The following is a 26,625-nucleotide window of genomic DNA, read 5'->3' on the forward strand; positions in this document are numbered from 1 at the left end:
ATGGGGAAACGACTGCGAATCATGCTGGTCGGCGCCGCCACCGCAAGCGTACTGGTAGGCGGATACGCGGTTGCGGACGCGCTCGACATAGTCCCCGGGTTCATAACCACTGAGCGCCCCCCAGTAGGTGCCCTCCCGCCCAGTCCTTCCGCGCTGACTGCAGACCCGAACCTACCTACCCACATGGAGTTAAACCTGCCTCCGATCCGCACCAAAGACCTCAACAAACCGTGGCAAAACCTGCAAAAAGCGGCGAAAGATGGCAAATACACGCCCGCCGCCTACGTGGTGGACGCACTCACCGGTAACGTGCTGCTAGACGGGAATGGGCGCAAACCCCTCACGCCCGCGTCCACTACGAAACTACTGACATCCGTGCAGATCGCCAAGCAACTCAAGGCAACGGAAACGCTTAAAACCACGGTGTGGCAAGCAGCGAACGGTGACCTTCACCTGGTGGGTGAGGGGGACCTCATGCTCGCAAAAGACAAGGGGAACGCGGAGTCGGTCGTGGGACGTGCAGGGCTGGGGGACCTCGCGGAACAAGTGGTGAAAAACACGCAAAAACAGCGGACACCGCAGCAATCGCGGGGAACCCAGAACTCGGAGGAATCGCGGGGAACCCAGAGCCCAGCGGAATCGCCCAAGGGAAATACGTCGGGGCCGGCGCAGCAGGCAACGAAACTGATTTACCACGACGCAATTTTTGATGGGGCCGCCCGAGAAAAACTTGCCGATGGGCTGACTAGGTGGGTGGGCCCGGCAGCGGCATTCGGCACTGACACTGGGGATAGTGAAGGTAAGTACACGACATCGGACGATCCTGGTGCGGATGCGGCTAAGACGCTGGCGAAACAGTTGGAACAGCGGGGAATCAAAGTGGATATAAGCCGGTCCGCCACACCATTTACGGTAGGTACCCCAGGCGAGAAAGTGAAACCGCAACGGGTGGGACAGGTGGAGTCCGCGCCAATTGCCGCTCTAACCCGCCGCATGCTCGAGTACTCGGATAATACGTGGGCGGAACAGTTGTGCCGGCTCAGCGCGCAGAAAGCGGGGAAGAAGTCGGATGTGAGCAGTGCGGCACAGCTCGTGCATGACACTATTTCGAAACACGGGGTTTACAGTGACGGGCTGGTGCTGCATGATTGCTCCGGGTTGAATGACGCGAACAAGATCGCGCCGCGCACCACCGTGGAAGTGCTGCGGTCCCTGTGGAACAGTGAAGACCCGCAGCAGCGTACCCTGTCTCGGAGTTTGTCGGTCGGACATTTTGTGGGCACGCTTGAAGACCGCGTGGATAAGGCACCCGCAGCCCGCGTGGTTGCGAAAACGGGGAGTCTAGACACTGTGTCTGCCGTCGCCGGGTATGCGACCACTAAGTCCGGTCGTGTACTGGTCTTCGCTGTTCAAGCCGCAGACGCCAAAGAGGGTGCCTATGTTGCGCGCGAAGACATTGACGTTTTTATTAGAGAGCTTATTTCCCTATGAGGCACCCGGCAGAACCTAAGTACCCCCCGCTGGAACCTAGGTACCCCCAACGCTCGAAGGGGAAACGAACCACTGGGGCAGAGCACGCTGAGGCGCAAAACGTCCCTCAAACTGCCCGCTTGAAGCGCGAAGAAACCCGCGGTGCCGCCCGGCCCGCGGTGTGTGATTTGGTGGGGGCAACTCCGCTCGGGAGTGTGCGGGCCGTGTCGTTGGCGTTGCGCCAGTGGATGTTGCACCACCAGCCATCCCGCGTGGTGTGTGCGTGTTCAGGTGGGGCTGATTCGCTATCTTTGACGATAACGGCGGCTGATCAGGCGTTTCGCATGGGGGTACCTGTGGAAGCGCGGATTGTGGACCACGGTTTGCGCCCAGAATCCGCGGATGAATCCGCAGGTGTTAAGCAGCTGCTAGAAAAACTGGGGGTACCTACACGGGTCTTGGCTCCCACCGTGGGCACGGATGGTGGGGTTGAAGCAGCGGCGCGCGACGCCCGCTACAGCGCCCTGCAAAGCGACGCCGCGCAAACCCCGGGAACTACCGTGCTGCTCGGACACACAATGGACGACCAGGCCGAGAGTGTGCTGCTGGGCCTGAGCCGTGGTTCCGGAGCGCGATCAATCGCAGGAATGCGCGCGTACGCCCGCACCGACCACGGGGGTACCTCGGTGGGATGGGGCCGGCCCCTACTGGGGGTACGTCGCGAGCAAACACTGCAGGCATGCGTAGAACTGGGGGTACCTGTGGTGCATGACCCCACGAATGAGCTCGACGGCCCATGGGAAACCGCCCAAGGTACCCCCCGGCCCAGAATCGCATTACGACACCGCGCAATCCCAACGCTGTGCCACGCCCTCGGGCAAGATATCGTCCCCGCCCTGGCGCGTACCGCCCAACTACTGCAGGCCGACACCCAGGCGTTAGATGCGATTGCAGCGAGGGTACTTAGCGACCACGGGTTAGATGTAGACGTGCTCGCAGCGCAAAGCCAGGCGGTCCGCACGCGGGTGCTGCGAATGGCGGTGCAGGCCGTGCAGTCCCCCCAAGTACCCCTCACTTTGGAACACACGCGAGCGCTAGACAAACTCGTGACCGATTACCGCGGGCAAGGCCCCATCGTGCTGCCACGCAATTTACGCGCCTGGCGAACCCAGCGGGACGAAAGTGGTAAACGGTGGATCAGAATACGTTTCGTCGAGTAAGTGTGGAAAACTGGGAAGCATCGAGTAACCGCGAGGGTACGTGCAACCCACCGGGTGGGGCGCGGACACTACCGGTTGGGCAGCAAACCGCGCGTGCACGCGAAGGCGAGAAGGAAAAGGATATGGACGCTCACGACATGGGAGCGGACCTGGAGAAGGTCCTGATAACACAACAGCAACTGAACCAACGCCTCACGCAGATGGCAGGCGAAATCGACCGGGACTACGCGGGCCGTGACATCCTCATGGTGGGGGTACTTAAAGGAGCGGTAATGGTGATGGCAGACCTGGCTCGCCTGGTGCACACGCCGCTGCAGATGGATTGGATGGCGGTGTCCTCTTACGGTAAAAGCACTAAATCTTCCGGTGTTGTCCGCATTTTGAAGGACTTGGACACGGACGTGGCGGGTCGGGATGTGCTGATCGTGGAGGATATTATTGACTCGGGTTTAACCCTTGCATGGTTACAATCAAACTTGTTAGAACGAGGCGCGGCTTCCGTTAGGATCGCCACCGCCTTGCGTAAACCGGATGCCTTGAAGGTGGACGTTACCGTTGACTACGTGGGGTTCGACATTCCGAACGAGTTCGTTATCGGATATGGCTTAGACTACGCAGAAAAGTATCGGAACCTACCTTTCGTAGGGACGTTGGCTCCGCACGTATATTCCAATTAGTAGAGGTACGCAGTGGCTAAAGGAAAAAAGAAACGTAACTGGCTTGCCGTTTGGATTCCTATCCTCGTTATTTTGGGGGTTGCCTTCACGATGTGGCAACTGTTCCAACCCGCGTCTATTCGCACGGATGAGGGGATGGAGCTGCTCAAAGGTAAGACGGTGGAGAGTATTGTTGCGAACGACCGCACCCAGGTGGTGTCGTTGGAGTTGACGCAGGATTTTGTGCATGAGGGCACGGGGCCGCGCGATCCTCGTAAGAATCAGGGTCGGAAGGTGACGTTCACGTATTCTCAGGCGCAGGCGGAGACGGTGTATAAACGCATTGAGAGCAACGATGCCCGTCTTGGCTACAATGTGGAGAATCCCCAGCCATCGACGTTCGGGTCGATTTTGACGCTCGCGGTACCGATGCTGATTATCCTCGGTGGTTTCTACTGGCTTTCGATGCGCGCTGGTGGGCGCGGCCTCATGGGCGGTATGGGGCAGTCGAAAGCGAAAGATGTTACGAAAGAGAAGCCGAAAACCCGGTTCAAAGACGTTGCGGGTGCGGATGAAGCCGTGGAGGAACTGCAGGAGATCCGCGAGTTCTTAGCGAAACCAGAGAAGTTCTTGGCGGTGGGCGCGAAGGTTCCGCGCGGCGTGTTGCTGTACGGCCCTCCGGGAACGGGTAAAACTTTGCTGGCCCGGGCGGTAGCGGGGGAGGCGAATGTTCCGTTCTACTCCGCGTCTGGTTCTGAGTTCATTGAGCTGTACGTCGGGATGGGTGCCTCGCGCGTGCGGGATTTGTTCCAGAAGGCGAAGAAAGCAGCGCCGGCAATTATTTTTATCGATGAGATCGATGCGATTGGTGGCCACCGTGGGCGCGGTGACGGCAGTGGGGCCACGTCTGAGCAGGAGCAGACTCTGAACCAGATCCTGGTGGAAATGGATGGGTTCGACGAGCGCACCAACGTGTTGTTGATTGCGGCGACGAACCGGCCGGATATTCTTGATTCCGCGCTGTTGCGCCCGGGCCGGTTTGACCGCCAGATCGGGGTGGAAGCGCCGGATATGAAGGGGCGTGAGGCCATTTTGCATGTCCACGCGCAAGGCAAACCGCTTACCGGGGACGTGGATTTGAAGATGGTTGCTAAACGTACCCCCGGGTTCACGGGTGCGGATTTGGAGAATGTGTTGAATGAGGCGGCTTTGCTGACGGCGCGTTCGAATGCGGATCTGATTGACAATCGGGCGATTGATGAGGCGATTGACCGGGTTATCGCGGGCCCGCAGAAACGCACGCGGGTGATGAATGCGCACGATAAGGCGGTGACTGCGTACCACGAGGGTGGGCACGCACTGTGTGCGGCTGCGCTTCGGTACACGGCTCCGGTAACTAAGGTGACGATTTTGCCGCGTGGGCGGGCGCTTGGCTACACGATGGTGATGCCTACGGAGGATCGTTATTCGAAGACGCGCAACCAGTTGTTGGACGACCTCGTGTACGCGCTGGGGGGCCGGGTTGCGGAGGAACTAGTGTTCCGCGATCCGTCTACGGGCGCGTCGAATGATATTGAGAAAGCGACCTCTACTGCCCGCGCCATGGTGGTGGAGTACGGGATGTCGGACGTGATTGGCCCCGTGAAGGTGGGGAGTGCGGAGAATGACCCGTATGCGATGCGGGCTGGAAAACCGGTAACTGAACTGTCAGACGAAGTGACTGCGAAGGTGGATGTGGAGATCCGCCAGCTGATGGACACTGCGATGCGGGAGGCGTGGCAGATCCTGTCGAAGAACCGGGAGCTTTTGGACCGGTTGGCGGGCCGTTTGCTTGAGGAAGAGACGTTGAACGAGAACGAGTTGTCGGAACTGTTTAAGGATGTGATTAAGCAGGAGGAGCGGCCCGTGTGGAATTACCAGTCTGATGCCGCGGTTGAGGGAGTTAAGTGGGGTGACCCCGTGGGGATGGAGTCGCAGTCGCAAACCCCACCAACCCCGGAGCATCCGGCACCGCAGACCACGCGCGTGGCTGATCCGAATGCGGAACGTTTCGACTCAGCACCCATGCGCGGCGAGGCTGGCGAATAAGGCATGTATGACGAAGCTGGGGTGCGCACTGCCGTGACGGATCTGCTGCGTGCACTGGGTGAAGATCCGACGCGTGAGGGACTGCGTGAAACACCGGCCCGAATGGCGCGCGCTTGGAAAGAAATGGTTTCTGGCCTGGGGCAAGACCCGTCTAAGCATCTGGATAAGCTGTTCGATGTGCAGACGGAAGAGATGGTGTTGGTGCGCGACATCAAGTTCTACTCGGTGTGCGAACACCATTTGCTCCCGTTTTTTGGCCGCGCGCACGTCGCGTACATTCCGGCTAACAACCGGGTGACGGGGCTGTCTAAACTGGCGCGCGTGGTGGAAGGGTTTGCGCGCCGCCCACAGGTGCAGGAGCGGCTCACCACGCAGATTGCGGATGCACTCGTGGAAAAGCTCGAGCCTCAGGGAGCAACGGTGATTATTGAAGCAGAGCACTTGTGCATGACCATGCGGGGGGTGCGTAAACCCGGTGCCTCGACTGTTACCTCTGCGTTGCGTGGGGTTATGAACAACGCTGCGACCCGGCAAGAGATGATGACCCTAGTGATGGGAGGACGCCGATAATGACCCAGGTGATTAAACGCAAACCGGTTTTTAAGGACGGGCACGCGTTCCCAGATCGCACGCTCGTAATGGGCATTGTGAATATGACGCCGGATTCTTTTTCCGACGGGGGAAAGTGGAACACGGTGGACGCCGCAGTGGAGCGCGCTCACACGCTGGTGGAGCAGGGGGCGGACATTATCGATGTGGGTGGGGAGTCAACTCGCCCGGGTTCGCGTCGCCTCAGCACTGAAGAAGAACTAGCGCGGATACTTGAGGCCGTGAAGACGCTGACGCAAGAGGGGATCGCGGTGAGCGTGGACACGGTACATGCGGGTACTGCGCAGCAGGTGGCGGCAGCGGGAGCAGCGATACTGAACGACGTGTCAGGGGGATGCTACGACCCGGACATGTTGCGGGTTATGGCGGATAGTGACGCGGTGGTAATACTGCAGCATTGGCGCGGTTTCCCAGGTAATCCAGATGAGCGGGTGCTGAAATCGAACGCGGTACCAACGGTGATTGACGAACTGCAACGGCAGGTGGACGCTGCCCTTGAGGCCGGGGTTAAACGTGAACGGATTGTGATTGACCCGGGTTTGGGGTTTGCCAAAACAGCGTCGATTTCTTGGGAAGTGTTCGCTGGCCACCAGCAGATTGAGCAGGCACTGGACCTGCCGCAGCTGATTGGGACGTCGCGCAAGCGGTTCTTGCAGACAATCAGTGGGCCGAATGCGAACGTGGACGATTTGACGCGGGCCACCACGGCGATCTGTAGTGCGCACGGCACCTGGGGAGTGCGGGTGCACGAAGCGGTGGGGAATGTTGCGGCGGTGCAAGCTGCGAGTACTTATTGCCATGCGAGAATGGAAATAGAATAATTTCGATATGAGGGGGATGCAGTGCAACGAAACGGCTTAGACGTTATCACCATCTCTGGTTTGCGTGGGCACGGCAGGCACGGTGTCTACGACTTTGAAAACGAGCGTGGACAAACTTTCGTTGCGGACGTGTCTCTCTATTTGGATGCGGCTAGTGCTGCCGGTGGGGACGCGTTGGAGCGTTCCGTGGACTATTCACAGGTGGCGGTAGCGGTGGAGCACATTCTCACCGGCCCGGCGGTGAACTTGATTGAAACGCTCGCGGAACGGATTGCGCAGTGCGCCCTCGAATTCGAAGCCGTGCAGGCCGTTGACGTGGTGGTGCACAAGCCGCAAGCCCCGATTGACGTGCCGTTCGCGGACGTGACTGTTCGGATTCACCGGGAAAAACAAGGCGCGCGCGCGTCTGATGGCGATATGCGCGCGAACCGCATACCGGCGAGGGGTGCGCCCGTTTCGCGGTCCCAGCGCCATAAACAGCATTCGCGAGTGCAGACAAGTGAGGACGCTTTCATCGCTTTGGGAGCGAACTTGGACCAGCCGTGGCGGCACTTGGCGCAGGCTGTGCTTGCTCTTGATCAGCTTGAGGGAGTTGAGTGCACCGGGGTGTCTGGATTGTTCCGAACCGAGCCTGTGTTGCGGGCCGACCAAGCGCCTCAACCGGATTATTACAATGCAGTGGTGCGGGTGCGAACGCAACTGGATCCGCACGACCTCCTGGCGGCTTTGCAGTATCTTGAGGGGCAGCACGGGCGGGCAGAAAAAGGTGGTTGGCAGCCGCGCCCGTTGGATTTGGACATCATTACTTACGGTCGGCAGCAGATCGACACACCGGAACTGCAGGTGCCGCACCCGCGGGCGTGGGACCGCGCGTTCGTGTTAGCTCCACTGTTGCAAGTGGATGCCGATGCGCACCTACCGGGGTACGGGGCGGCGCGCGACCTTCTGGCTGCGATTCGTGATCAAGAGATTGAACTGTGCGCAGACGTGTGGGTAGAACAAGCCGTGGCCGGACATGACTTCGACACTCCCAGTGAGCATTCCGCGGCCCCTGAGGCCAAAGAAGCGCTACCTTCCGATGTAGCCGATTCGTTTGAGGGGGTGGGGCCGGCCGGGGGGAACGGGCGCGGGAGTGCGCGTGGGAGCCACCGACCTGCACTGCGGATTGTTGACGACGCGGATGAGTTGCATCGCTTGGATTCAGACCCGGTGGTTAGGCAGCGGCGAACTCCGCGGTTAGAAACTGGGCTCCCCGAAGATTACGCCCGGGGTCTGCTTCCGGTGGACGGTGATGTGCGGGCGCGGCGAACCACAACGGTGCGGCCCACGGTTACTGGGGCGATTCCGGTTCAAAGACAGCGGAGGAAGCGGTGAAGCCACTTTCCCTAACCACCTTAGCTATTTTAGCTACCGTTGGACTCGCCGCAGGGGTGGCGGTTACGCAGACCCAGAAAATGGGAGCGTACTCGTACTGGTACATTTCCCCACTTCTGGCCGCAATGTTCCTGCTGGTCGCAGCGGTGCTCGGCGGGTTCGGGTGGCAAGTGAGGCAAAGTGAACGCTCGAAGCGGACGCGCGTAGACCCTCTGGTGGCGTTTAACACCGCCGTGTTTGCGAACTCGATCGCTTGGACTGGTGCTGGTGCTGCCGGGTTCCTGGTCGGCATGGCGATTCCACTGGTGACGGAGCTGAGTGTTTCCTACGCATCCCTCACGTTCTGGTGTGACCTGGCGAATGCGGCCGCGGCTGTGGTGATGATGATTGTGGCTGTGGTAGTGGAACGCTGGTGTCAGATTGACGATGATGACACGGATGTGAGTGGTAAACCCACTAAGAATTTGAGTTAGAACGAGGCCCTGAGTATGCGTCTAAGTGGTCACGAGTCCCACCGCAAACCGACCCGCAAGTCTGCCCCCAGCAGAGCTGGGCAGAACGAAGCGAGTGAAAACCGGCTGCGCCCCAAACGAGGTACCTCCGCGCGAACTGGGGCCAGACCTAAGCGGGGTACCCCCACGCGGACTGGCGACAGACCTAAGCGAGGTACCTCCACAAGAATCGGTGCCCGCCCCGAGGATGGTGCGTTCACAAGAAACCGAACTCGGCCCGGGCAGGGTACCCCCGTGCAAACTCGCGCGCGAAGGGTGGGGGAGAGCCAGCTGCCGGCGGATATTCATGTGCGGCGCGTCCTCTCGATTGTGCTGCTGCTGGTGTTGGTAGCTGCTTTGATTGGCGGTCTCATTTGGGTGGGGCACCAGATCAAAGCGGGGATTAACGCGACCGCGCAAACGCAGAAGAAAGCAGTTTCGAGCGCACCCCCAATCGCGGATTGTAAACCGCAAGACTTGTCGATCTCGTTCCTAGACGCGCCGGCGCAAACCCGCGTGGGGGAAGGCTGGGTGGGGCGCATAGCCATGGTGAACCGTTCGAAAGAAGCGTGTTTAACCGATGGTGGGCCGGCCTCCGTGGGGCTCATTGTTAAATCTGGTGACCAAACGGTAGTAGACCAACCCAAATGCGCCGCTAAAGACGCAAAGAAACCACTGCTCATTGGGCCGGGACGCAAATGGGAAGCGGACCTGGAGTGGAATGGGCTCAGCTACTCGAACTGCGAGGAACAATCGAACTCTGGTGCCGGCACCTACGTGGTCGCGATCCAACACGCGGGCGAAAGTAAACCAGTAGACCAACGCGTCGTTATCGTCCGCTAACCCCGCTCGTGCGCGCAAAACAGTCCGCGAGCATCGGCGCGCATGTGCGTAGTACAGTCCGCTAGTAGCGTCTGCGCATCCACCAGTAAAGCACGGTGCGCCGCCGCCTAGCGCCTACCGGCAGAGCGCAGCGTCACGCACCGGCAGCGTTTACCAGCCGACGGATTCAGGGGAAGACGCTTCCGCCTGGCGTACGAGTGAGTCGTGGATCAGTTGCGCGCGATACGGACCTACCCCTTCGATTTCTTGCAGTTCATCGCTTGAAGCTTCCCGCAGCTGCGTGAGGGTCTGCCAACGCTCCCCAAGTTTTTCAATAATTGCCCACTGCAACCGTGGCACCATCGTGAGGGCTCGCAACCCCCGTGTTTTCAACACTTGGTCGAGGTCCGACGCGTCCACCGTGGGGTGTCCAATCGCCTGAGCGATCGCATCCAACCGCACCAGCGCCTCCCCATCCAGGTTCGCTAGCTCATCTTGCGCGCGATGCAGCGCCGACCGGGGGTGCACGTAGTCGCACAGCACCAAGTTACGTTCCTGCGCCGCACCACTCACCAGGTCATCTAACTGCAGAGCCAGCAAACGCCCCTCAGTACCCAGTTCCTCAAGATAACTACTAATCTCAGAATGAATCCGCCGAATCATCTCCATCCGCTGCAGTACCGTCGTTACTTCCCGCAACGTGGCCGCATCCCGATGTTCCAAAACCGTGAGGGTACCCAGGTCCTCATCAAGACGCTGCGAATACCGCTCCAACGTGTCCAAAGCCAGGTTCGCGCGCGAAAGTAACACTTCCGGCTCCACCAAAGTCTTGCGCAAACCACCAACGTAAACGGTGATAACCCGCATGGAAGCCGACAGAGAAATCACCGGAATCCCAGTGCCACGCGACGTGCGTTCCGCCGTGCGGTGGCGCATCCCCGACTCCGTAGTGGGAATAGACGAATCGGGAATCAACTGCACGTTCGCACGCCGAATCCGCCGGTGGTCAGACGAAATAATGACGGCCCCATCCATCTTCGCAAGCTCGCGCAACCGAGCCGGCGAAAGCTCCACATCAATCTCAAACCCACCCGAACACAACTGTTCGATCTCGTCGTCATACCCCAAGACAATCAGGGCTCCCGTGTGCCCGCGTTGAATGCGCTCTAACCCTTCGCGCAAACGAGTGCCCGGCGCTAATGCCTGCAGCACCTTCCGCATATTCTGCGCGTCAAGACTCATGACCTGTTTTATTAACTCCGTTTCTCAAGTGCCTCATTAGGCGGTTTTGTCTGCAGGGCTACGCGTCCGGCCGATGCCAAGTCGGCAATGGGGTAGATCGTAATCCCCGGGATGCGAGCTAACGCATCTGCCCCATGATCCGGAACGATCGCCTTCTTAAATCCTAACCGCGCGGCCTCACTTAAACGTCTGGATAAACCAATCGTGGCTCGTAACTCGCCGGTGAGAGATACTTCCCCAACCGCAATCAAATCTTTCTTAACGGGCCGGTTCGTGGTTGCAGATAGGATCGCCAGTGCAGTCGCTAAGTCCGCCGCCGGTTCTGAAGTACGTGCCCCGCCCACGGTAGAAACGTACACATCCGCCGCGGAAGTGTCCACGCCAAGACGCGACTGCATCACAGCTAACATCATTGTAACCCGGTTGTGGTCGATCCCGGAAGTGGTGCGGCGCGGACTCCCAGCGTTCGTGTGCGCAACCAGGGCCTGCACTTCCGTCGGCATGGGACGGCGCCCCTCCAGCGTCACCGTAACGCACGTGCCCGGCGTGTCCGCGCTAGCGGCCGACAGGAATAGGCCCGACGGGTCCGGTAGTTCCACAATGCCCGAATCATCCATCTGAAAACATCCCACTTCGTCCGTGGGGCCGTACCGGTTCTTCACCGCACGCAGCAGCCGCAAACCCGCGTGCCGTTCGCCCTCAAACTGGCACACGACATCCACCAGGTGCTCCAGTATGCGCGGGCCCGCAATCCCCCCGTCTTTCGTTACGTGCCCCACCAGGATGACCGGGAGGTTCCGAGTTTTCGCCGCGGCAATTAGACGCGCCGCCACGCCCCTGACTTGCGACAAGCCTCCGGCCGCGCCCTCAATCTGGGACGAGTACATGGTTTGAATAGAATCGACTATTAACAATGAGGGGGTGTGCGAATCCGCGTGTCCCAACGCGGTCTCTAAGTTGGTTTCTGCCGCCAACAGGAGGTGGTCGGTAATTGCCCCGATGCGTTCGGCCCGCAAGCGGATTTGTGAGGCTGATTCTTCGCCAGAAATGTACAGTACGGGGCCGCCACCTCGCTGTGCGGCGGCGCGCGCTGTTTTCGCCGCTACATCTAGCAGGAGCGTGGACTTACCAACTCCCGGTTCTCCAGCCAGGAGCGTTACCGCCCCGGGCACTATTCCGCCGCCGAGTACGCGGTCGAGTTCCGCCATTCCGGAAGGGTAGGCGCGCGCGTTGCTGGCACTGACCTCAGAAATAGGGGCGGCTGGAGTGCGCGGCGCAATGGCTTGTACAACCCCGCTAGCTACTTCGGTGGGATGGTCTTCCTCTAAGGTGCCCCACGAACCGCACTCGCGGCATTGCCCAACCCACTTTGTGGTGGTCCACCCGCATTCACTGCAGCGGTACTGGTCTTTCTTCTTAGCCATCAAAGTACCCCCAACTTTCCACAGCGCAACTCACCAACTATGGTCGGTTCGCGAAATATTCCAGCAGGGCACCTTCGCCAGAGACAATAATGATGTCTTCGCGGTCAATGCGGGTGGAACCGTCCGCGTATTCAAACCCGCGTCCAGGTTCAAGTACCCCCAGGACGTTCACCCCGTATTTAGCGCGCACATCCGATTCTGCCAACGTGAATCCCTGCACTTCTTTGGGAGGCCGCATCTTCATGATCGCGAACCCCTGCTTATCCATCTCAATGTAATCGAGCATGCGCCCCGAAACTAGGTGGGCGGTACGCTGCCCCGCGTCGAACTCGGGGTAGACCACGTGGTGTGCGCCGATGCGCCGCAGAATTCGCCCGTGTTCACGCGACGTTGCTTTCGCCCATATTGATGGGATTTCGAGGTCCACCAGGTTCGCGGTGATGAGCACGGATGCCTCCAGGGAAGTGCCGACCCCCACCACGGCGGAAGAGAAGTCGCGTGCCCCGAGTTGCTCCAGTGCCTCAACGTTGCTGGCGTCGGCTTCCACCAGGGGAACGCGGCCGGAGAACTGTTGTGCACGAGTCGGATTCTTCTCGACAGCTAAGATTTCGCGGCGCAGACGATCTAGCGTTGCGGCTACGGCGGAGCCAAAACGTCCCAAGCCGATCACTAAAGTACCGCTGGATTGCTGCCAATCTGTTTCCGCCAAGACCTTCTCCTAATCACAGTTGCGTTGCTTATATTTTACCGGTAGTTCTTACCTGAGGTGCGGCGGCCTTCCGTACTTGAGGTGCAGCAGCGTCCCGGTGGCTAGCCAGGTTGGCGTGCAAGCCGAAGCTGGCTAGCTAGCGCGGGTGAGTTGCCCACTTGCAGCCGCGCTAGCCGATAATGGGTTGTTCAACGGACATGCGGATTACGCGTCGGCGTTGTCGCAGTGCGAGGGCAGCGGCGACAGTCATGGTGCCGGTGCGGCCCAGGTACATGAGGCCAATCAGCACGTACTTGCCCGCGGCTGGTAGTTCCGGGGTGATCCCGGTGGATAGCCCCACGGTGCCGAATGCGGAGATGGATTCGAAAAGCACCACGTCGAGTGAATAGGGAGTGACGGTCAGTAGGATTAGGACGGCAACGGCCACCAGGAACGTGCCGATGAGGGCTACTGCGATTGCTAGGCGCACGGTGGTGTAGGGGATGCGCCGACCGAACGCTTCAATATCGCGGTCACCGCGCGCTTCCGCGAGCACCGCGAGGGAGAGCACGGCGATGGTGGTGACTTTAATGCCCCCGGCTGTGGATGCGGACCCACCACCGATGAACATGAGGATGTCTTGGATGAACCACGTGCCCTTGTGCATCTGCCCTACGTCTATGAAGGAGATGCCGGATGAGCGCGTATTCACGCCCGACAAAAGCGCGTGGGGGATGCGCTGCATGGCGCTTAGCTGACCGTAGGTTTCGGGGTTGTTCCATTCGGATGCGCCCACCAGGAGTGCGCCAATTACCGCCAGCGACAGGTAGGTGGTGAGGGTGATTTTTGTGTGCAGGGACAGGCGCCGAGGTTCGAACCAGTGGCGACGCAGGTCCATGAATGCGGGGAATCCGATGGCGCCCATTGCGGTACCGATTATTACCGGCACGATTATTGACAGGTCGGTGGCATGTGGGGCGAGCCCGTCGGGCAGGATAATGAGGCCCGCGTTGTTGAACGTGGACACGGCCATAAATAGTGCGTGCCAGGCGGCTTTCCCAACGGGGAGGTTGAGTGAGAGGAAGCGCGGGAGGAAGCAGATGAAGAGCAGTACGTCGACCCCGACGGCGGTGAATACAACGGCTTTAAGGAGGGAACCGACTTGCCCGAGGCTGGAGGTTTTTGTTTCGGAGGCAGCAAGCATCCGCTGGGTCAAACCAATGTGGCGGGATACGGCGAACCCCAGGATGGACGCCAGGGTCATTACGCCAAGACCGCCGATGGAAATGCCGATCATCACCACGAACTGGCCGAACGTGGACCAGTAGGTACTCATGTCCACGGTGGTGAGACCGGTGACGCATACGGAGGTGGTGGCGGTGAACAGAGCGTCCACGAACGGCGGTACCACGCGTGCGCGAGTAGAGATCGGAAGGCACAGCAGCGCGGTGACCAGGGCGATGATGAGTGCGAACACGATTACCGCAAGCCGCGTGGGGTATTGCCGGGCAATGTGGTCTATCCACGCGCGAAACTGTGCGAGCCGCCCGGGTGCGCTCGCGGTAATGGCGACCCGCCGGTCTTTGGGAATGGAGGGGCCGCTGAAGCGTGCCGGTGGAGCAGTGGCGGGGCGAAAATGCGCGTTGCGGGAACCCGCGAAGGGAGGGGAAAGGCGTAGTCGGTGCCACCACGACCCGCGGGGTGGTTTAGACTTTGGCGCCACATTTCCTCCTCATGCACAAATTTACGCCAAGCGGAAAGACACGCCATAAAACTATCCGTCGTTCGCTTCTTGTATTAGGATAGACCTATGCGCCCCGTTTGGGCACGTTAAACCCGACTTAATGAAATGGAAAGTGATGTCGCAGCAGGAAAGACCGCGTTTCGTCACTGTCGCAGAGGTAGCTGATCTTATGCGGGTATCTCGGATGACGGTGTACCGGATGATTCATTCTGGTGATCTTCCGGCGATGCGCGTTGGGAAGTCTTTCCGGGTGCCGCAGGCTGCTGTGTCTCAACTGATTGATGCGGGTTTATCGGGTTGGGAAGAAAATGGGACGGGTACCGAGAACCAGTAGGTTCTTACCTGGCAGTGCCCACGATTTCGCGTCAAAGTGCGTGCCGCGCTAGAGTATCAACAGTTAGTAGACGTGATTGCTAATTTATGTGAGGAGGGGTCATGGGCTCCGTAATTAAGAAACGCCGCAAGCGTATGTCCAAGAAGAAGCACCGCAAACTGCTGCGGAAGACGCGCCACCAGCGTCGCAACAAGAAGTAGCTTCGCAAGGCAGCCCCGATAAACCGGGGCTTTTCTTGTATATACCTTTATTGTGTGTACTTTTCTCGGGTAGTTGGCTTTTGTTTCCCAAAATCGTTTCAGGAGGGGACGTGCGAACGGTTGTTCATGTGATGCGTCACGGTGAGGTGCATAATCCGCAAGCCGTTTTGTATGGGCGCATGCCGGGGTTCCGACTGTCGGCGCTTGGCCAGCAGATGGCGCGGGCTGCCGCGCAGGGGCTGCAGGATGCGGGCGTGCAGATCACGGGGGTGGTGGCGTCCCCGCTGTTGCGGGCGCAGCAGACGGCCAGGCCTACGGCGGATGCGTATGGGCTGGAAGTGGAGTCTGATGCGCGTTTGATTGAAGCGTGGAATTCGTTTGAGGGCGTGCCCGTGAATCGTAACCGTGCGGTGTTGGCGAACCCTAAGTATTGGTGGCGCTACCGCAATCCGCTGCGTCCCTCTTGGTCTGAACCGTACGTGGACTTGGTGCGGCGGATGCGCGCTGCGGTGGCGGCGGCGCGGAAGAAGTATGCGGGGGGTGAGGTGCTGGCGGTGTCGCATCAGCTCCCGATTTGGACGCTGCGTTCGTGGGTTGAGGGTCGGCCGCTGGCACACGATCCGCGTAAACGCGAGTGTTCGCTGGCTTCAATCACGAGTTTCGAGTTCGACGGCGCGACGTTGCGTTCCGTTACGTACTGGGAGCCGGCGAGTAAATACCTCGTTGATGCGGCGGATATGGTGCCGGGCGTGTCGGATGCGGCGCTGGCGAAACAGAACTAGGGGAGTAATTGAAAACGGGGGACCATAAGCACGTGGAACAGCGGGCGCGGCGCAACCAGATTGCGTCCATTGTGCTGTCAGAGGGAGAGACTTCAGTTGAGGAACTGAGCGAGAAGTCCGGCGTGTCCGTGATGACGGTCTATCGCGATGTGGCGGTGTTAGAAAACGCGGGGGTACTAGCGCGCGACCGCGGGAAAGTGTTCGCGACCGCGTCGGGGTTGCACGAGGCGAGTGCGCGTTACCGTTTGATGCAAGAAGAACCTCAGAAAAAAGCGATGGCGCAGTGTGCGGCGCAGCTGATTGTGCCCGGATCGTCGCTGCTGATTGACGATTCTACGTCGGCGGTGTGGGCGCTGCGGGAACTGTTGGATGGGCCGGCCCTGTCGGTCGTCACTAATTCCATGCTGGTTGCGGGCGAAATGGCGGGTAAAACAAAGCATTCACTGATGCTTCTCGGCGGGGAGTATCAAGCGTGGGCGGAAGCGACGATGGGGCCGGTTACGTGCGATACCCTGCTTGGTATCCACGCGGACGTGTGTATTTTATCGGCGTCCGGTGTTAAAAACCTCACGCTCTACCATCCGTATGCGGATGTGGCGGCGGTGAAGAGGCAGATGATGAAGGCGGCGTCGCGCACCATAGTCATGTTGGACCACACGAAATTCGCGCGGCGGGCACTGCACGCCTTTGGGTCGCTCACCGATGTTGACACCGTGGTCGTTGATTCCCTCACTCCTCAAGAAACCCTGGATCGGCTGAAAGAGGCGGGTGTGCACGTTCTCGTCGCGCCGTGCTAACGCGGTTTGCGACGTATGTTTCGGCCATTGAGGTGAGATTACCTCAAGAATCTGAAACAATCGTTATGTGCGTCACGAAAAACACGGAGACTAGAAAGAACTAACAGGAAAGTTGTTGTTTTTATCTAACTATCTGATATGTTTGACGTGTTCGGTCACATTGACGGTCTACCCAAGGAAGGGGAAAAGATGGGTCTGAGGATTGTCGTCGCGGCTGACATCGCGGGGTACGAATATAAGGAGGTTCTAAAGCAGGACCTCGAACAAGACGATCGCGTTGATGAAGTGATTGACGTTGGTGTCCATAAGGATGAGGACGTGGACTACCCGCACGTAGCGGTTAAAGGTGCGCGTCTGATTGCGGATGGTAAAGCCGACCGCGGACTCTTCGTGTGTGGCACCGGAATGGGCGTCGCCATGGCAGCTAACAAGGTGCCGGGCATCCGCGCTTCCGTGGCTCACGACTCGTTCTCTGTGGAACGCCTGATTATGTCCAACAATGCGCAGGTGCTCACGTTCGGTGAGCGCGTGATTGGGCTGCAACTAGCTCGGCGTTTGGCGAAAGAATGGTTGGGTTACAAGTTCGACCCGAACTCGGGCTCAGCGGTTAAAGTGGCGGCTCTGGAAGAGTACGACACGGGCAAGACCGATAGTGAAGCTGAGGGTGTTGGCGGTTGCTAACACGCTAATATCGTAGGGAGTGTGGCCGCTGCAGCGGCCACACACTCTATGCCGCTACGCACAGCGGGTGTGGCGAAGACGCCACAGTAGTTTGCCAACGGGTTGCGACCAAAGGGGATCGCAACAATATCGAAGGAAAAATTATGTTAGACATTTTGCCTGATGCGAGTATCCAGTTCCTGGGGAACATGGACCTGTTCTGGCTAATTGCTGCCGCTGGTGGTGGCTTTTTCGGTGCGGTGATCGGCGGTAACTTCGCCTTCGGATTCACCGGCGTACTTATTTTGCTCGGGTTCGGAATTGCGTTTGCAACCGGGTCCGACGTGGGATTCACCTACCTGGCGTTCGGACCGGTCTTCGGCCCGCACGTTGCGTTCGCAGGTGGTGCCGCAGCATCCGCATACGCCGCAAAGACCACGCACGAGCTGGATAAGACCGGTCTTGGCCGGGACATAAACACGTCCCTAGCAGGTCTTGGCCATCCCGCGATCCTGTGGGTCGGTGCGCTATTCGGTATGGGTGGGTACATTGTGGAACGCCTAATCCAACACATTCCCTGGTTCGGATCGCACACGGATACTGTTGCCGCAACAGTGGTTATTTCAGGTCTGACCGCACGCGCCATGTTCGGACGGACAAAAGTATTTGGATGGACCAGTAAACTCGAAGGTTCCAACCGCTGGCTCGAGTGGCAAGAAAAGCCTTCCCAGTACCTCACCCTAGGTTTCCTCTCCGGTATTTTCGGTGCCGGCGCTTCCCTCATGCTCGTTTCCTACGCGCAGGGCGCGGGCCTACCTGAAGGAGCCGAAGAAGTAATCCTCGCGAACGCAAAGACGCTCCCCTTCGCAATCTCTGCAATCGCGATCTTCCTGCTGGCCTTGGGCTCCACCATTGGCGTAACCCACCACATGACAATCATCGGTGGACTCGCAGGTGTCACCTTCCTACCCATCGTTGGCAACGGCCTCGTCGCCCTCCTGCTCGGTGGGCTTTTCGGTGCGATCGCTGCGTGTGCCGGTGAGCTCTTCGCCCGGATCTTCTACGATCACGGCGACACTCACATTGACCCGCCCGCGTGGGCCATCTGGCCATGCACCACGCTCGTTATGGGATTGGGGGCAATGCTGGGATAGGACCTCAAGCTGAAAATGGTGGCGCTAAACAAGATGTTGTGAAGCCGGTAAAGACATACGCTACTAAGGTAATAAAAAGGCAAATCGGCTTGGTGCAACGCATGGGTTTAGCGCCCCATTCGACAGCGAACCACACCCCCAAACCCGACGGGTTAAATCGGGAGTAAACAACGAGGAAACCTGAAGCGTAAACGCCAGCGGCGCACAAGACGCAGCACAGAAGTCAGCGGCGCACAGAAGTTAGCGCACAAAACACAGTAAAAAACGACAGTAAGGAACTATCGATGACAGACGCGAATGCTCACATTTCGTTCCCAGAGGAGTTCTACGACGCCTACGTCTTTGACATGGACGGCACCATCTATTTGGGAGACCACTTACTGCCAGGAGCGAAACGGCTGATCGAAGAACTTCGCCGCCGAGAAATCCCTGTGCGCTACCTATCCAACAACCCCACCAAAGACCCGCAGCAGTACGTAGAAAAACTACACAAACTCGGGATGCCCACGGACATATCTGAAATCGCGAACACCGTGGTGACCATGACCAAGTGGCTTAAACACAATCACCCCGGCAAAGTTGTGTACCCCATTGCGGAACAACCCCTGATCAATGCGTTCAAAGACGCGGGAATCAAAATGAGTGACGACCCGAAAGAAATCGACATCGTCGTCGCCTCCTACGACCGTACGTTCGAATACAAGAAACTACAGATCGCATTCGACGCCATCTGGTTCTACAAACGCGCGATCCTAGTAGCAACCAACCCGGATCCGTTCTGCCCCTTCCCAGGTGGACGCGGCGAGCCTGACGCCGCCGCCATCATCGCAGCTATCGAAGCGTGCACCCGCACCAAATGCCAAATGAACGTGGGTAAACCCAACCCCGTGATGCTTGAAGAAGCAATCTCGGGCCTGGACGTAGACCCAACGCACTGCATGATGGTGGGTGATCGCCTCTTGACGGACATCGGGATGGCGGTGAACACCGGAATGGTTTCCGCCATGCCCCTGACCGGAGAAAACACCGTTGAAGACGCGCTCGCACTGCCGGCACAACAGCGCCCCACCTTTATTCTCGACCGGGTGGACCGCCTAATCCCCGCTCACGAGTGGGAGTCACTGGGGTGGTCTGAAACGGACGAATAAACACCCGGCGAGTAGACGCGCCAGAGCCGAACAACCGAACGGCCGGCCCCGCACCGAACCGTTTCGCTCGAACACTAAAATAAAGCAGCGTTGCTGAAAGGACAAAACAATGGTTACACCTGGATACGAGGGGCCCTACCTGCTGGGGATTGACTTCGGGACGGAATCGTGCAGAGCCGCGATTTTCGACCTGAGGGGCAACTCCATTGGGTTTGCGGCCACCCCGTACAAGACACACTTTCCCCGGCCCGGTCGTGCCGAACAAGACCCAGTGGACTGGTGGGAGGCGCTGAAAGCCTCGGTTACGCGTGTGCTTGACCAAACGGGTGTGGCCGCGCGGCACATCGCCGGGATATCCTACGACGCCACCACGATGACGGTAGTGGCCCTCGACAAACGCGGTAACGCGCTGCGCCCAGCCATCATGTGGATGGACGTGCGCGCCACCGAACAGGCAACCCGCGGGGACGAAATCGAACACTGGGCGAAGAAATACAACGGGGATAACACCATGCCGGTCACGGCCGAATGGTACCCCTTCAAAGCCACATGGATTAAAGAAAACGAGCCAGAGGTCTACAAAGAGGCCTACCGAATTGTGGACGCGCCAGACTGGCTCACCTACAAGCTGACGGGCGAGTGGACGGTGAACCTTAACACCGCTGCGATCCGCTCCTACTACAACGGTGACCACGGCGGCTGGCCCACGGACTTCTTTGAACACATCGGGTGCGGAGATGTGTTCGAGAAACTCCCTGAACGCGTGCTCGCACTCGGGGAAGTGGTAGGCACCCTCTCGGCCAGTACCGCGCACGAACTGAACCTCATCCCCGGTATTCCCGTGGCCCAAGGTGGGGGTGACGCGTGGCACGGACAGATCGGACTGGGGGTTGTTGAACCCGGGGCCCTCGCGGTGATTACTGGTTCGTCCCAGGTGATGACTGGGCAGAGCGCGGAACCGATTTACGGTAAGGGCTTCATGGGTTCGTATACGGACGCGGTAATTCGCGGCCAGTACACCGTGGAGGGATCCCTGGTGTCTTCCGGGTCGGTGCTGAAGTGGTTCAAAGACGGTTTCGCCCGCGACATCGTGCAAGCCACGGAGCGGATCGGGTTGAACCCATATGAGATCTTGGACCGGCAGGCCGCGGAAATTCCGATTGGTTGCGACGGCCTCATTATGAATGAGTACTTCCAAGGTAACCGCACGCCCTACACGGATTCGAAAGCCCGCGGGTTGATGTTCGGCCTGTCGCTGTCACACACGCCCGAGCACATGTACCGGGCGATTTTGGAGGCCGTTGCGTACGGGACGCAACACAACCTCTTGATGATGAAAGAGTCGGGTTTTGAACCGAACAAACTTGTGTTCTGTGGTGGTGCTACGAAGTCGCCACTGTGGATGCAGATGTACGCGGACGTGACTGGTAAGCCGATTACGTTAACTGAAGTTGGGGACGCGGTGGTGCTTGGATCGTGCATGCTAGCGGCGGTTGGGGCGGGTCTGTATAAGGACTTGCCTGCGGCGGCACGCAACATGGTGCACGAGACGAAAACTATTGAACCGAACATGGATGCGCACGAGGAATACCAGTTCTACTTGCAGCAGTACATGGATGCGTACCCAGTAATGCAAGAGTTGACCCACAAGACTGTGGATCACATTTCTTAGAAGATTCACATTTCAAAGGGAGTAGTGAAAATATGACCACTGAACTGATCAAGAAGGCGCTTGGGACGGCCACGGAGACGCGTGAGATTGCGTTTGGTCGCGGCGTTGTCACCCGCACTGGGGAGATTTTTAAGAAGACATTCCCGGGGAAGAAAGTTCTGGTTGTTGCCGACGGGAATACGTTTGAGGCGTGTGGTGACGCGGTTGTGAAATCCCTGGTGGATGCCGGGGTGGAGGCGGTTGAGGAACCCTACGTGTTCCCAGGTACCCCCACGTTGTACGCCGGTTATGAGAATGTGACGAAACTGCGTGAACACTTAGAGCCGCTGGGTGATGGCGTGGTTGTGTGTTCGATCGCTTCGGGTACGTTGAATGATATTGCGAAGCTCGCGTCGGGCGAGTTGGGCCGCGAGTACATGAACGTGTGTACGGCCCCGTCTGTGGATGGTTACGCAGCGTTCGGCGCGTCCATTGCGATTGATGGGTTTAAGATTACGCGTTCGTGCCCGGCTCCGGCTGCTTTGGTGGCGGATTTGGATGTGATTGCTCATGCTCCGAAACGGTTGGTGGAAACCGGATATGGGGATTTGATTGAGAAGATCCCAGCTGGTGCCGACTGGATTGCGGCTGACGAGTTGGGGATCGAAGCGATTGACGATTACGTGTGGGGCCTTGTGCAGGGTAATTTGCGTGAGGTTCTGGGTGATCCGCAGGCGATTGCTGATGGCGATGTGGATGCGATCGGTTTGTTAACCGAGGGTAATATCATGTCGGGTTTGGCGATGCAGGCAGCGCAGTCGTCCCGTCCGGCTTCGGGTGCGGGCCACCAGTTCTCTCACGTGTGGGAGATGGAGGGTCACGGCTTGGATTGGGAGCCACCACTGTCGCATGGCAACAAGGTTGGTGTGGGCACGGTTGCGTCGTGTGCTCTGTGGGAGGAGCTCTTGAAGGTCGACGTTGCCGCGTTGGATACCGACAAGATTGTGGCTAACGCGAAGTCGGCGGATGAGGTGGAGCGCTACGTGCGGTCTATGCAGATTGAGAAGATCGCGGACCAGGCGGTTAAGCATTCGTTGAATAAGCACCTTGAGGGTGAGGCTTTGCGTGAGCGCGTTGAGCTGATTAAGAAGCAGTGGCCTGCGATTAAGGAACGCGTGTCCAAGCAGTTGATGTCTCCTCAGGAAGCGATGGATAAGCTGCGTACGGCGGGTGCGCCGTATCACCCGGAGATGTTGAAGATTGATTGGGAGCGGTTCCATAAGACGCATTTCCAGGCGCAGCAGATTCGGTCAAGGTACACGGTTTTGGATATTTTGGTGGATTTGGGTCTGCTGGATGAGGTTGTGGAGAACCTGTTTGCTGAGGATGGTTTCTGGGGGCGTCACCGTCACCCGGAAGATAAGTAGGTTGCCGTAGCAGGTACCTGTTTTGAGCGGCCCTGGCCTGGGGGCTGGGGCCGCTCGTTTTCCGCCCCTTTGGCGGCTAGTGTTATCTGCCTGGGTGGGCAAGATTTTGATTGTTTTGTAAGCGCGATCCACGCGGTCGGGCACGATCTCAATGAGGATGATACCGGTGAGTGAAAAAGAGAAATACGTTATTGGTTTAGATTTCGGCACTTTGTCGGGCCGTGCTGTTGTGATCCGCACGTCTGACGGCGCGGAGCTGGGGACCGCTGTGATGGATTATCCGCATGGCGTTATGGATTCGACGTTGACTGCGGGTGATAATCGCACGCTTCCACCCGAGTTTGCTTTGCAGGTGCCAGCGGATTACTTGGAGGTTCTGGCGCAGATCATTCCGGCGGCGCTGAAGGATGCGCGGGTGGAGCCGGAGGAGATCGTGGGTTTGGGCGTTGACGTGACGAGCGCAACCGTGTTGGTGACGGACGCGGAGGGCACGCCGCTGTGCGAGAAACCGGAGTTTAAGAATAATCCTCATGCGTATGTGAAGCTTTGGAAGCATCATGGGGCAGAGGAGCAGACTCGCCGGATTGTTGATTTGGCGAAGGAAATGAACGTGGGCTGGTTGGAGCGCTACGGGGGGACGCTGTCTTCAGAGATGCTGATGCCGAAGGCGTTGGAGACGTTAGAGAAGGCCCCGGAAGTCTATGAGGCTGCGGATCAGATTGTGAACGCTTTGGATTGGTTCACGTGGATGCTGACGGGTAACTTGACGTACGCTGCGGGCGATTCGGGTTATAAGCGCATGTATCAGGATGGGCGGTATCCGACTGAGAAGTTTTTGGCGCGTTTGAATCCGAAGTTCCAGAAAGTGTTTTCGCAGAAGATGTCCGCTGAGGTTCTTCCGCTGGGCGCTAAGGTGGGGACTTTGTCGGAGCGGGGGCAAAAGTTGACGGGGCTGCCGGCGTATGTGGCGGTGGCGTCGGGCAATATTGATGCGCATGTGACGGCGCCGGCGGTGCAGGCAACGGAGGCTGGACAGTTGACGGCCATTATGGGGACGTCTTCGTGCTACGTGGTTTCGGGCCCCGAGTTTCAGCCGGTGCCGGGTACGTTCGGCACGGTTGATGGTGGTTTGATTGATGGCTTGTGGGGTTTTGAGGCCGGTCAGACTGCCGTGGGTGATATTTACGCGTGGTTTGTGGAGAACTGCGTGCCTGCGGAGTATTACGAAGAGGCTGAGGATCAGGGTCTGTCGATTCACGATTTGTTGACGCAGAAGGCGCAGCAGCAGGAAGTGGGGGAGCACGGCCTGGTGGCGCTCGATTGGCATAACGGGAACCGGTCTATTTTGGTGGATTCGCAGTTGTCAGGTTTGATGGTTGGGCAGACGCTTGCGACCCGGCCGGAGGATCAGTATCGGGCGATTATGGAGTCCACGGCTTTTGGGGCGCGGGTGATTATCGAGAACTTTGTGGACCACGGGGTTGAGATCACGGAGTTTGTGGCTGCGGGTGGGTTGATTAAGAACCCGTTTTTGATGCAGATGTTTGCAGATGTGACGCGTCTACCGGTGTCGACGGCGGAGTCGGCGCAGGCACCGGCGTTGGGGTCAGCTATTTTCGCGGCGTGCGCGGCGGGTGTGTACGAGTCGGTTGCGGATGCGGCGGCGCATATGGGCAAGCGGATTAAGGCGGCGTACGTGCCCGATGAGGAGCGTGCGAAGCAGTACGATGAGCTGTTTAAGCATTACAAGTATTTGCATGATTTGTTTGGTCGTGAAAATGATGTGATGCATGATTTGAAACGGATCCGGGCGCAGGCGTTGAAACGTAAAGGAGAGAGGGCGTAGATGCTGGTGTTGTCTGATCAGCCGCTTGAGGTTCAGGAGGCGGTGGCGCACACCCGTGAGGTGGTTGCGGATCTGCATGCTGAGTTGCCTCGGTGGCAGTTGGTGGTTTGGACTGCGGGGAACGTGTCTGAGCGGGTGCCTGGCGCGGACTTGTTTGTGATTAAACCTTCCGGGGTTTCGTACGATGAGTTAGCACCGGAGAACATGGTGGTGTGTGACCTGGAGGGTAATAAGATCGACGATGGGACGGCGCAGAATTTGCAGCCGTCGTCGGACACTGCCGCGCACGCATATGTTTACCGCCATATGCCTGAGGTCGGGGGTGTGGTGCATACCCATTCGACTTATGCGACCGCCTGGGCGGCGCTGGGGGAGGAGATCCCTTGCGCGCTCACGATGATGGCTGATGAGTTCGGTGGTCCAGTGCCCGTGGGGCCGTTCGCGATTATTGGTGATGATTCGATCGGGCGGGGCATTGTGGAGACGTTGCGCGGCCACCGGTCCCCAGCGGTGCTGATGCAAAACCACGGGCCGTTTACAATCGGGAAGGATGCGCGGGCAGCTGTGAAAGCCGCGGTGATGGTCGAAGAAGTTGCCCGCACCGTCCACATTGCTAAGCAGCTTGGAGACGTAATTGATGTGGAACAACCCCATATCGACGCCCTGTACGACCGCTATCAGAACGTGTATGGGCAGTAGCGTTTACGCTCTTAGATCTTGAGGTTTTTCTTAGACCTTGAGGTATTGGGATACGGCTAAGGCGGCGCGCCAGCCGAACCGGTTGGCACCCACTGTGGATTGGCTGGGGCCGTATCCCACTAGGTGCAGGTTAGGGTACTTACGCACCCGTGTGTCATCCATCGGTATTCCGCCCTGCTCGTTTTCTAACTTGAGGGGCGCTAAATGCTTGAGAGCGGGTCGGTACCCTGTGGCCCACACGATCGCGTTCAGGGTTGTGAACGAACCGTCTGCCTCCACCACCCCTTTGGGTTTAATTTCGGTGAACATGGGGCGGCGTTTAAGTGCTCCCCGCTGCCACGCGGCCCGTGCGTAATCTGTCCATGGCAACGCCGTGAACGACACGATTGACCGGGGAGCCCCGCCTGCCTCAGTGTGCTGGGTAACCCGGCGGATGGTTTCGCGTCCCTCGAATTCACCTCGAAACGGGGTATCTAAAAACTCGGGTGGCCGGCGCGTATACCAAGCGGTGCGCTGCGTCCGCGAAACCTGCTCCAGCAGCTGCACTGCAGAAATACCCCCACCTACAACTCCCACGGGGCCAGGTAGGTTCTCTGCGTCACGCACATCACGCGAATGCAGCTGCACTCCCGCAAAAGTATCCATCCCCGGGTAATGCGGGCGAACCGGGTTATTCCACGTGCCCGTCGCATTAATAATCGCTGCGCACGTGAAAGTACCCGCACTAGTGCGGACACGAAAACCCGGTCGGTCCTTCGAGTTGGGGCTGCCAGGTAGGTCCGTCGAGATGGGAATGCTCGGTTCGCTCTTCGAGTGTGGACCGCCAGTGGTAATGGTGCCGCCGGGGGTAGCTGCGGAAGCGGGAGTATCCGAAAGCGCGATCGCCTCAACACTAGTAACCGTGACGGGGCGCACGACCCCCAGGTTTTTCGCTTGTTCAAACGCAGCGAAATACTTGGGTACCGCCTGGTTCGCGGGTGTGTTCACGTCCGGCAGTCCCGCTTGCTTCACACTGAAATGCGGCAGGTCGAAAATACCGTTTAACGTAGCCATAGTTAGCGAATCGGGGCGGTGAAGCCAGGCACCACCTGCGGCCTCTTCCGCGTCTAGGATCAAATAAGTGGGGGTGGGGGCATGGGTTGTGCAAGTGGCGGGCCGCGGTGTCGTGATATTAGGGGGTAGAGTAGCGCGGGTGAATCCCCGGCGTTTGAGGTGGTAGCCCGCGGACAAACCGGCCCCTCCAGCGCCAATTACAATAACACTTACGTACACACCACA

The 26,625-nt window shown here is 58.8% G+C and carries 25 protein-coding genes; 20 read left to right on the plus strand and 5 right to left on the minus strand.

What is annotated here, in order from left to right:
• From CJ187_RS00005 to CJ187_RS00045, 9 genes are all read left to right on the plus strand, one after another.
• Entirely contained in the window at positions 1–1,491 is a 1,491-nt protein-coding gene (locus tag CJ187_RS00005) for a D-alanyl-D-alanine carboxypeptidase/D-alanyl-D-alanine-endopeptidase (protein ID WP_102216319.1), read from the plus strand.
• On the plus strand, positions 1,488–2,690 hold the full coding sequence (gene tilS, locus CJ187_RS00010; RefSeq protein WP_102216318.1) for a tRNA lysidine(34) synthetase TilS: 1,203 nt from the start codon (positions 1,488–1,490) through the stop codon (positions 2,688–2,690). The genes CJ187_RS00005 and tilS overlap by 4 nt, the downstream gene beginning before the upstream one ends.
• 122 nt (positions 2,691–2,812) lie before the next feature.
• Entirely contained in the window at positions 2,813–3,367 is a 555-nt protein-coding gene (hpt, locus tag CJ187_RS00015; protein ID WP_102216598.1) for a hypoxanthine phosphoribosyltransferase, read from the plus strand.
• Between the two features lie 12 nt (positions 3,368–3,379).
• Positions 3,380–5,434, plus strand: coding sequence for an ATP-dependent zinc metalloprotease FtsH (gene ftsH, locus CJ187_RS00020; RefSeq protein ID WP_233187327.1), 2,055 nt, complete (start codon positions 3,380–3,382; stop codon positions 5,432–5,434).
• Positions 5,435–5,437: 3 nt separating this feature from the next.
• Positions 5,438–6,004 carry a GTP cyclohydrolase I FolE gene (gene folE, locus CJ187_RS00025; RefSeq protein WP_102216317.1) on the plus strand — a complete coding sequence of 189 codons (567 nt, stop codon included), beginning with the start codon at positions 5,438–5,440 and terminating at the stop codon, positions 6,002–6,004.
• The gene (gene folP, locus CJ187_RS00030; RefSeq protein WP_102216316.1) at positions 6,004–6,864 is read left to right on the plus strand and encodes a dihydropteroate synthase; all 861 of its coding nucleotides are present in this window, start codon (positions 6,004–6,006) and stop codon (positions 6,862–6,864) included. Before folE ends, folP begins: the two co-directional genes overlap by 1 nt.
• A 21-nt stretch (positions 6,865–6,885) precedes the next feature.
• Positions 6,886–8,238 carry a 2-amino-4-hydroxy-6-hydroxymethyldihydropteridine diphosphokinase gene (gene folK, locus CJ187_RS00035; RefSeq protein WP_102216315.1) on the plus strand — a complete coding sequence of 451 codons (1,353 nt, stop codon included), beginning with the start codon at positions 6,886–6,888 and terminating at the stop codon, positions 8,236–8,238.
• Positions 8,235–8,711 carry a DUF3180 domain-containing protein gene (locus tag CJ187_RS00040; RefSeq protein ID WP_102216314.1) on the plus strand — a complete coding sequence of 159 codons (477 nt, stop codon included), beginning with the start codon at positions 8,235–8,237 and terminating at the stop codon, positions 8,709–8,711. The genes folK and CJ187_RS00040 overlap by 4 nt, the downstream gene beginning before the upstream one ends.
• 15 nt (positions 8,712–8,726) lie before the next feature.
• Positions 8,727–9,572 carry a hypothetical protein gene (locus CJ187_RS00045; RefSeq protein WP_146003073.1) on the plus strand — a complete coding sequence of 282 codons (846 nt, stop codon included), beginning with the start codon at positions 8,727–8,729 and terminating at the stop codon, positions 9,570–9,572.
• Between the two features lie 150 nt (positions 9,573–9,722).
• Here the strand turns inward: CJ187_RS00045 and disA are convergent, their stop codons facing one another.
• From disA to CJ187_RS00065, 4 genes are all read right to left on the minus strand, one after another.
• On the minus strand, positions 9,723–10,793 hold the full coding sequence (gene disA, locus CJ187_RS00050) for a DNA integrity scanning diadenylate cyclase DisA (RefSeq protein ID WP_102216312.1): 1,071 nt from the start codon (positions 10,791–10,793) through the stop codon (positions 9,723–9,725).
• Positions 10,794–10,804: 11 nt separating this feature from the next.
• Positions 10,805–12,217: a DNA repair protein RadA gene (gene radA / locus CJ187_RS00055; protein WP_102216311.1), complete on the minus strand. Its 1,413-nt coding sequence runs from the start codon at positions 12,215–12,217 to the stop codon at positions 10,805–10,807.
• Between the two features lie 37 nt (positions 12,218–12,254).
• On the minus strand, positions 12,255–12,926 hold the full coding sequence (locus CJ187_RS00060; RefSeq protein WP_102216310.1) for a potassium channel family protein: 672 nt from the start codon (positions 12,924–12,926) through the stop codon (positions 12,255–12,257).
• A 169-nt stretch (positions 12,927–13,095) separates the two neighbouring features.
• Positions 13,096–14,496, minus strand: coding sequence for a TrkH family potassium uptake protein (locus CJ187_RS00065; protein ID WP_233187359.1), 1,401 nt, complete (start codon positions 14,494–14,496; stop codon positions 13,096–13,098).
• 268 nt (positions 14,497–14,764) lie between these two features.
• Between CJ187_RS00065 and CJ187_RS00070 the strand changes: the two genes are divergently transcribed.
• The 11 genes from CJ187_RS00070 to CJ187_RS00120 all read left to right on the plus strand — a co-directional run bounded on the left by CJ187_RS00070 (position 14,765) and on the right by CJ187_RS00120 (position 25,347).
• Positions 14,765–14,983, plus strand: a complete 219-nt coding sequence (locus tag CJ187_RS00070) for a helix-turn-helix domain-containing protein (protein WP_102216596.1) — start codon at positions 14,765–14,767, stop codon at positions 14,981–14,983.
• 101 nt (positions 14,984–15,084) lie between these two features.
• Positions 15,085–15,183: a 30S ribosomal protein bS22 gene (locus CJ187_RS00075; protein ID WP_005504750.1), complete on the plus strand. Its 99-nt coding sequence runs from the start codon at positions 15,085–15,087 to the stop codon at positions 15,181–15,183.
• A gap of 110 nt (positions 15,184–15,293) precedes the next feature.
• Entirely contained in the window at positions 15,294–15,965 is a 672-nt protein-coding gene (locus CJ187_RS00080) for a histidine phosphatase family protein (protein WP_233187326.1), read from the plus strand.
• Positions 15,966–15,973: 8 nt separating this feature from the next.
• Complete coding sequence (locus CJ187_RS00085) at positions 15,974–16,762, plus strand: DeoR/GlpR family DNA-binding transcription regulator (RefSeq protein ID WP_102216307.1); 789 nt, start codon at positions 15,974–15,976, stop codon at positions 16,760–16,762.
• 189 nt (positions 16,763–16,951) lie between these two features.
• Entirely contained in the window at positions 16,952–17,443 is a 492-nt protein-coding gene (locus CJ187_RS00090; RefSeq protein ID WP_102216595.1) for a ribose-5-phosphate isomerase, read from the plus strand.
• A 143-nt stretch (positions 17,444–17,586) separates the two neighbouring features.
• Entirely contained in the window at positions 17,587–18,576 is a 990-nt protein-coding gene (locus CJ187_RS00095) for a hypothetical protein (RefSeq protein ID WP_350223582.1), read from the plus strand.
• Positions 18,577–18,860: 284 nt separating this feature from the next.
• The gene (locus tag CJ187_RS00100) at positions 18,861–19,724 is read left to right on the plus strand and encodes an HAD-IIA family hydrolase (protein WP_102216306.1); all 864 of its coding nucleotides are present in this window, start codon (positions 18,861–18,863) and stop codon (positions 19,722–19,724) included.
• A gap of 109 nt (positions 19,725–19,833) precedes the next feature.
• Positions 19,834–21,396 (plus strand): FGGY-family carbohydrate kinase, encoded by a 1,563-nt coding sequence (locus CJ187_RS00105; protein WP_102216305.1) that lies wholly within the window; start codon positions 19,834–19,836, stop codon positions 21,394–21,396.
• Between the two features lie 32 nt (positions 21,397–21,428).
• On the plus strand, positions 21,429–22,802 hold the full coding sequence (locus tag CJ187_RS00110; RefSeq protein WP_102216304.1) for a sn-glycerol-1-phosphate dehydrogenase: 1,374 nt from the start codon (positions 21,429–21,431) through the stop codon (positions 22,800–22,802).
• A gap of 166 nt (positions 22,803–22,968) precedes the next feature.
• Positions 22,969–24,648: a ribulokinase gene (locus tag CJ187_RS00115; protein ID WP_233187325.1), complete on the plus strand. Its 1,680-nt coding sequence runs from the start codon at positions 22,969–22,971 to the stop codon at positions 24,646–24,648.
• Complete coding sequence (locus CJ187_RS00120) at positions 24,649–25,347, plus strand: L-ribulose-5-phosphate 4-epimerase (protein ID WP_102216303.1); 699 nt, start codon at positions 24,649–24,651, stop codon at positions 25,345–25,347.
• Between the two features lie 30 nt (positions 25,348–25,377).
• Here the strand turns inward: CJ187_RS00120 and CJ187_RS00125 are convergent, their stop codons facing one another.
• A complete protein-coding gene (locus CJ187_RS00125) occupies positions 25,378–26,619 on the minus strand; it encodes an NAD(P)-binding domain-containing protein (RefSeq protein ID WP_102216302.1) in 1,242 nt (413 codons plus the stop codon).
• Positions 26,620–26,625 lie beyond the last annotated feature (6 nt).

It is taken from the genome of Gleimia hominis, from assembly GCF_002871945.2.
GTDB classification, from domain to species: Bacteria; Actinomycetota; Actinomycetes; order Actinomycetales; family Actinomycetaceae; genus Gleimia; species Gleimia hominis_A.

What these genes read in the sequence shown, in the direction of transcription:
- folP (WP_102216316.1), top strand. Translation starts at nt 6,004, where the DNA reads ATGACCCAGGTGATTAAACGCAAACCGGTTTTTAAGGACGGGCACGCG.
- CJ187_RS00105 (WP_102216305.1), top strand. Translation starts at nt 19,834, where the DNA reads ATGGTTACACCTGGATACGAGGGGCCCTACCTGCTGGGGATTGACTTC.
- CJ187_RS00120 (WP_102216303.1), top strand. Translation starts at nt 24,649, where the DNA reads ATGCTGGTGTTGTCTGATCAGCCGCTTGAGGTTCAGGAGGCGGTGGCG.
- CJ187_RS00095 (WP_350223582.1), top strand. Translation starts at nt 17,587, where the DNA reads ATGTTAGACATTTTGCCTGATGCGAGTATCCAGTTCCTGGGGAACATG.
- CJ187_RS00070 (WP_102216596.1), top strand. Translation starts at nt 14,765, where the DNA reads ATGTCGCAGCAGGAAAGACCGCGTTTCGTCACTGTCGCAGAGGTAGCT.
- CJ187_RS00100 (WP_102216306.1), top strand. Translation starts at nt 18,861, where the DNA reads ATGACAGACGCGAATGCTCACATTTCGTTCCCAGAGGAGTTCTACGAC.
- CJ187_RS00005 (WP_102216319.1), top strand. Translation starts at nt 1, where the DNA reads ATGGGGAAACGACTGCGAATCATGCTGGTCGGCGCCGCCACCGCAAGC.
- folE (WP_102216317.1), top strand. Translation starts at nt 5,438, where the DNA reads ATGTATGACGAAGCTGGGGTGCGCACTGCCGTGACGGATCTGCTGCGT.
- hpt (WP_102216598.1), top strand. Translation starts at nt 2,813, where the DNA reads ATGGACGCTCACGACATGGGAGCGGACCTGGAGAAGGTCCTGATAACA.
- radA (WP_102216311.1), bottom strand. Translation starts at nt 12,217, where the DNA reads ATGGCTAAGAAGAAAGACCAGTACCGCTGCAGTGAATGCGGGTGGACC.
- CJ187_RS00045 (WP_146003073.1), top strand. Translation starts at nt 8,727, where the DNA reads ATGCGTCTAAGTGGTCACGAGTCCCACCGCAAACCGACCCGCAAGTCT.
- CJ187_RS00075 (WP_005504750.1), top strand. Translation starts at nt 15,085, where the DNA reads ATGGGCTCCGTAATTAAGAAACGCCGCAAGCGTATGTCCAAGAAGAAG.
- CJ187_RS00090 (WP_102216595.1), top strand. Translation starts at nt 16,952, where the DNA reads ATGGGTCTGAGGATTGTCGTCGCGGCTGACATCGCGGGGTACGAATAT.
- CJ187_RS00110 (WP_102216304.1), top strand. Translation starts at nt 21,429, where the DNA reads ATGACCACTGAACTGATCAAGAAGGCGCTTGGGACGGCCACGGAGACG.
- tilS (WP_102216318.1), top strand. Translation starts at nt 1,488, where the DNA reads ATGAGGCACCCGGCAGAACCTAAGTACCCCCCGCTGGAACCTAGGTAC.
- disA (WP_102216312.1), bottom strand. Translation starts at nt 10,793, where the DNA reads ATGAGTCTTGACGCGCAGAATATGCGGAAGGTGCTGCAGGCATTAGCG.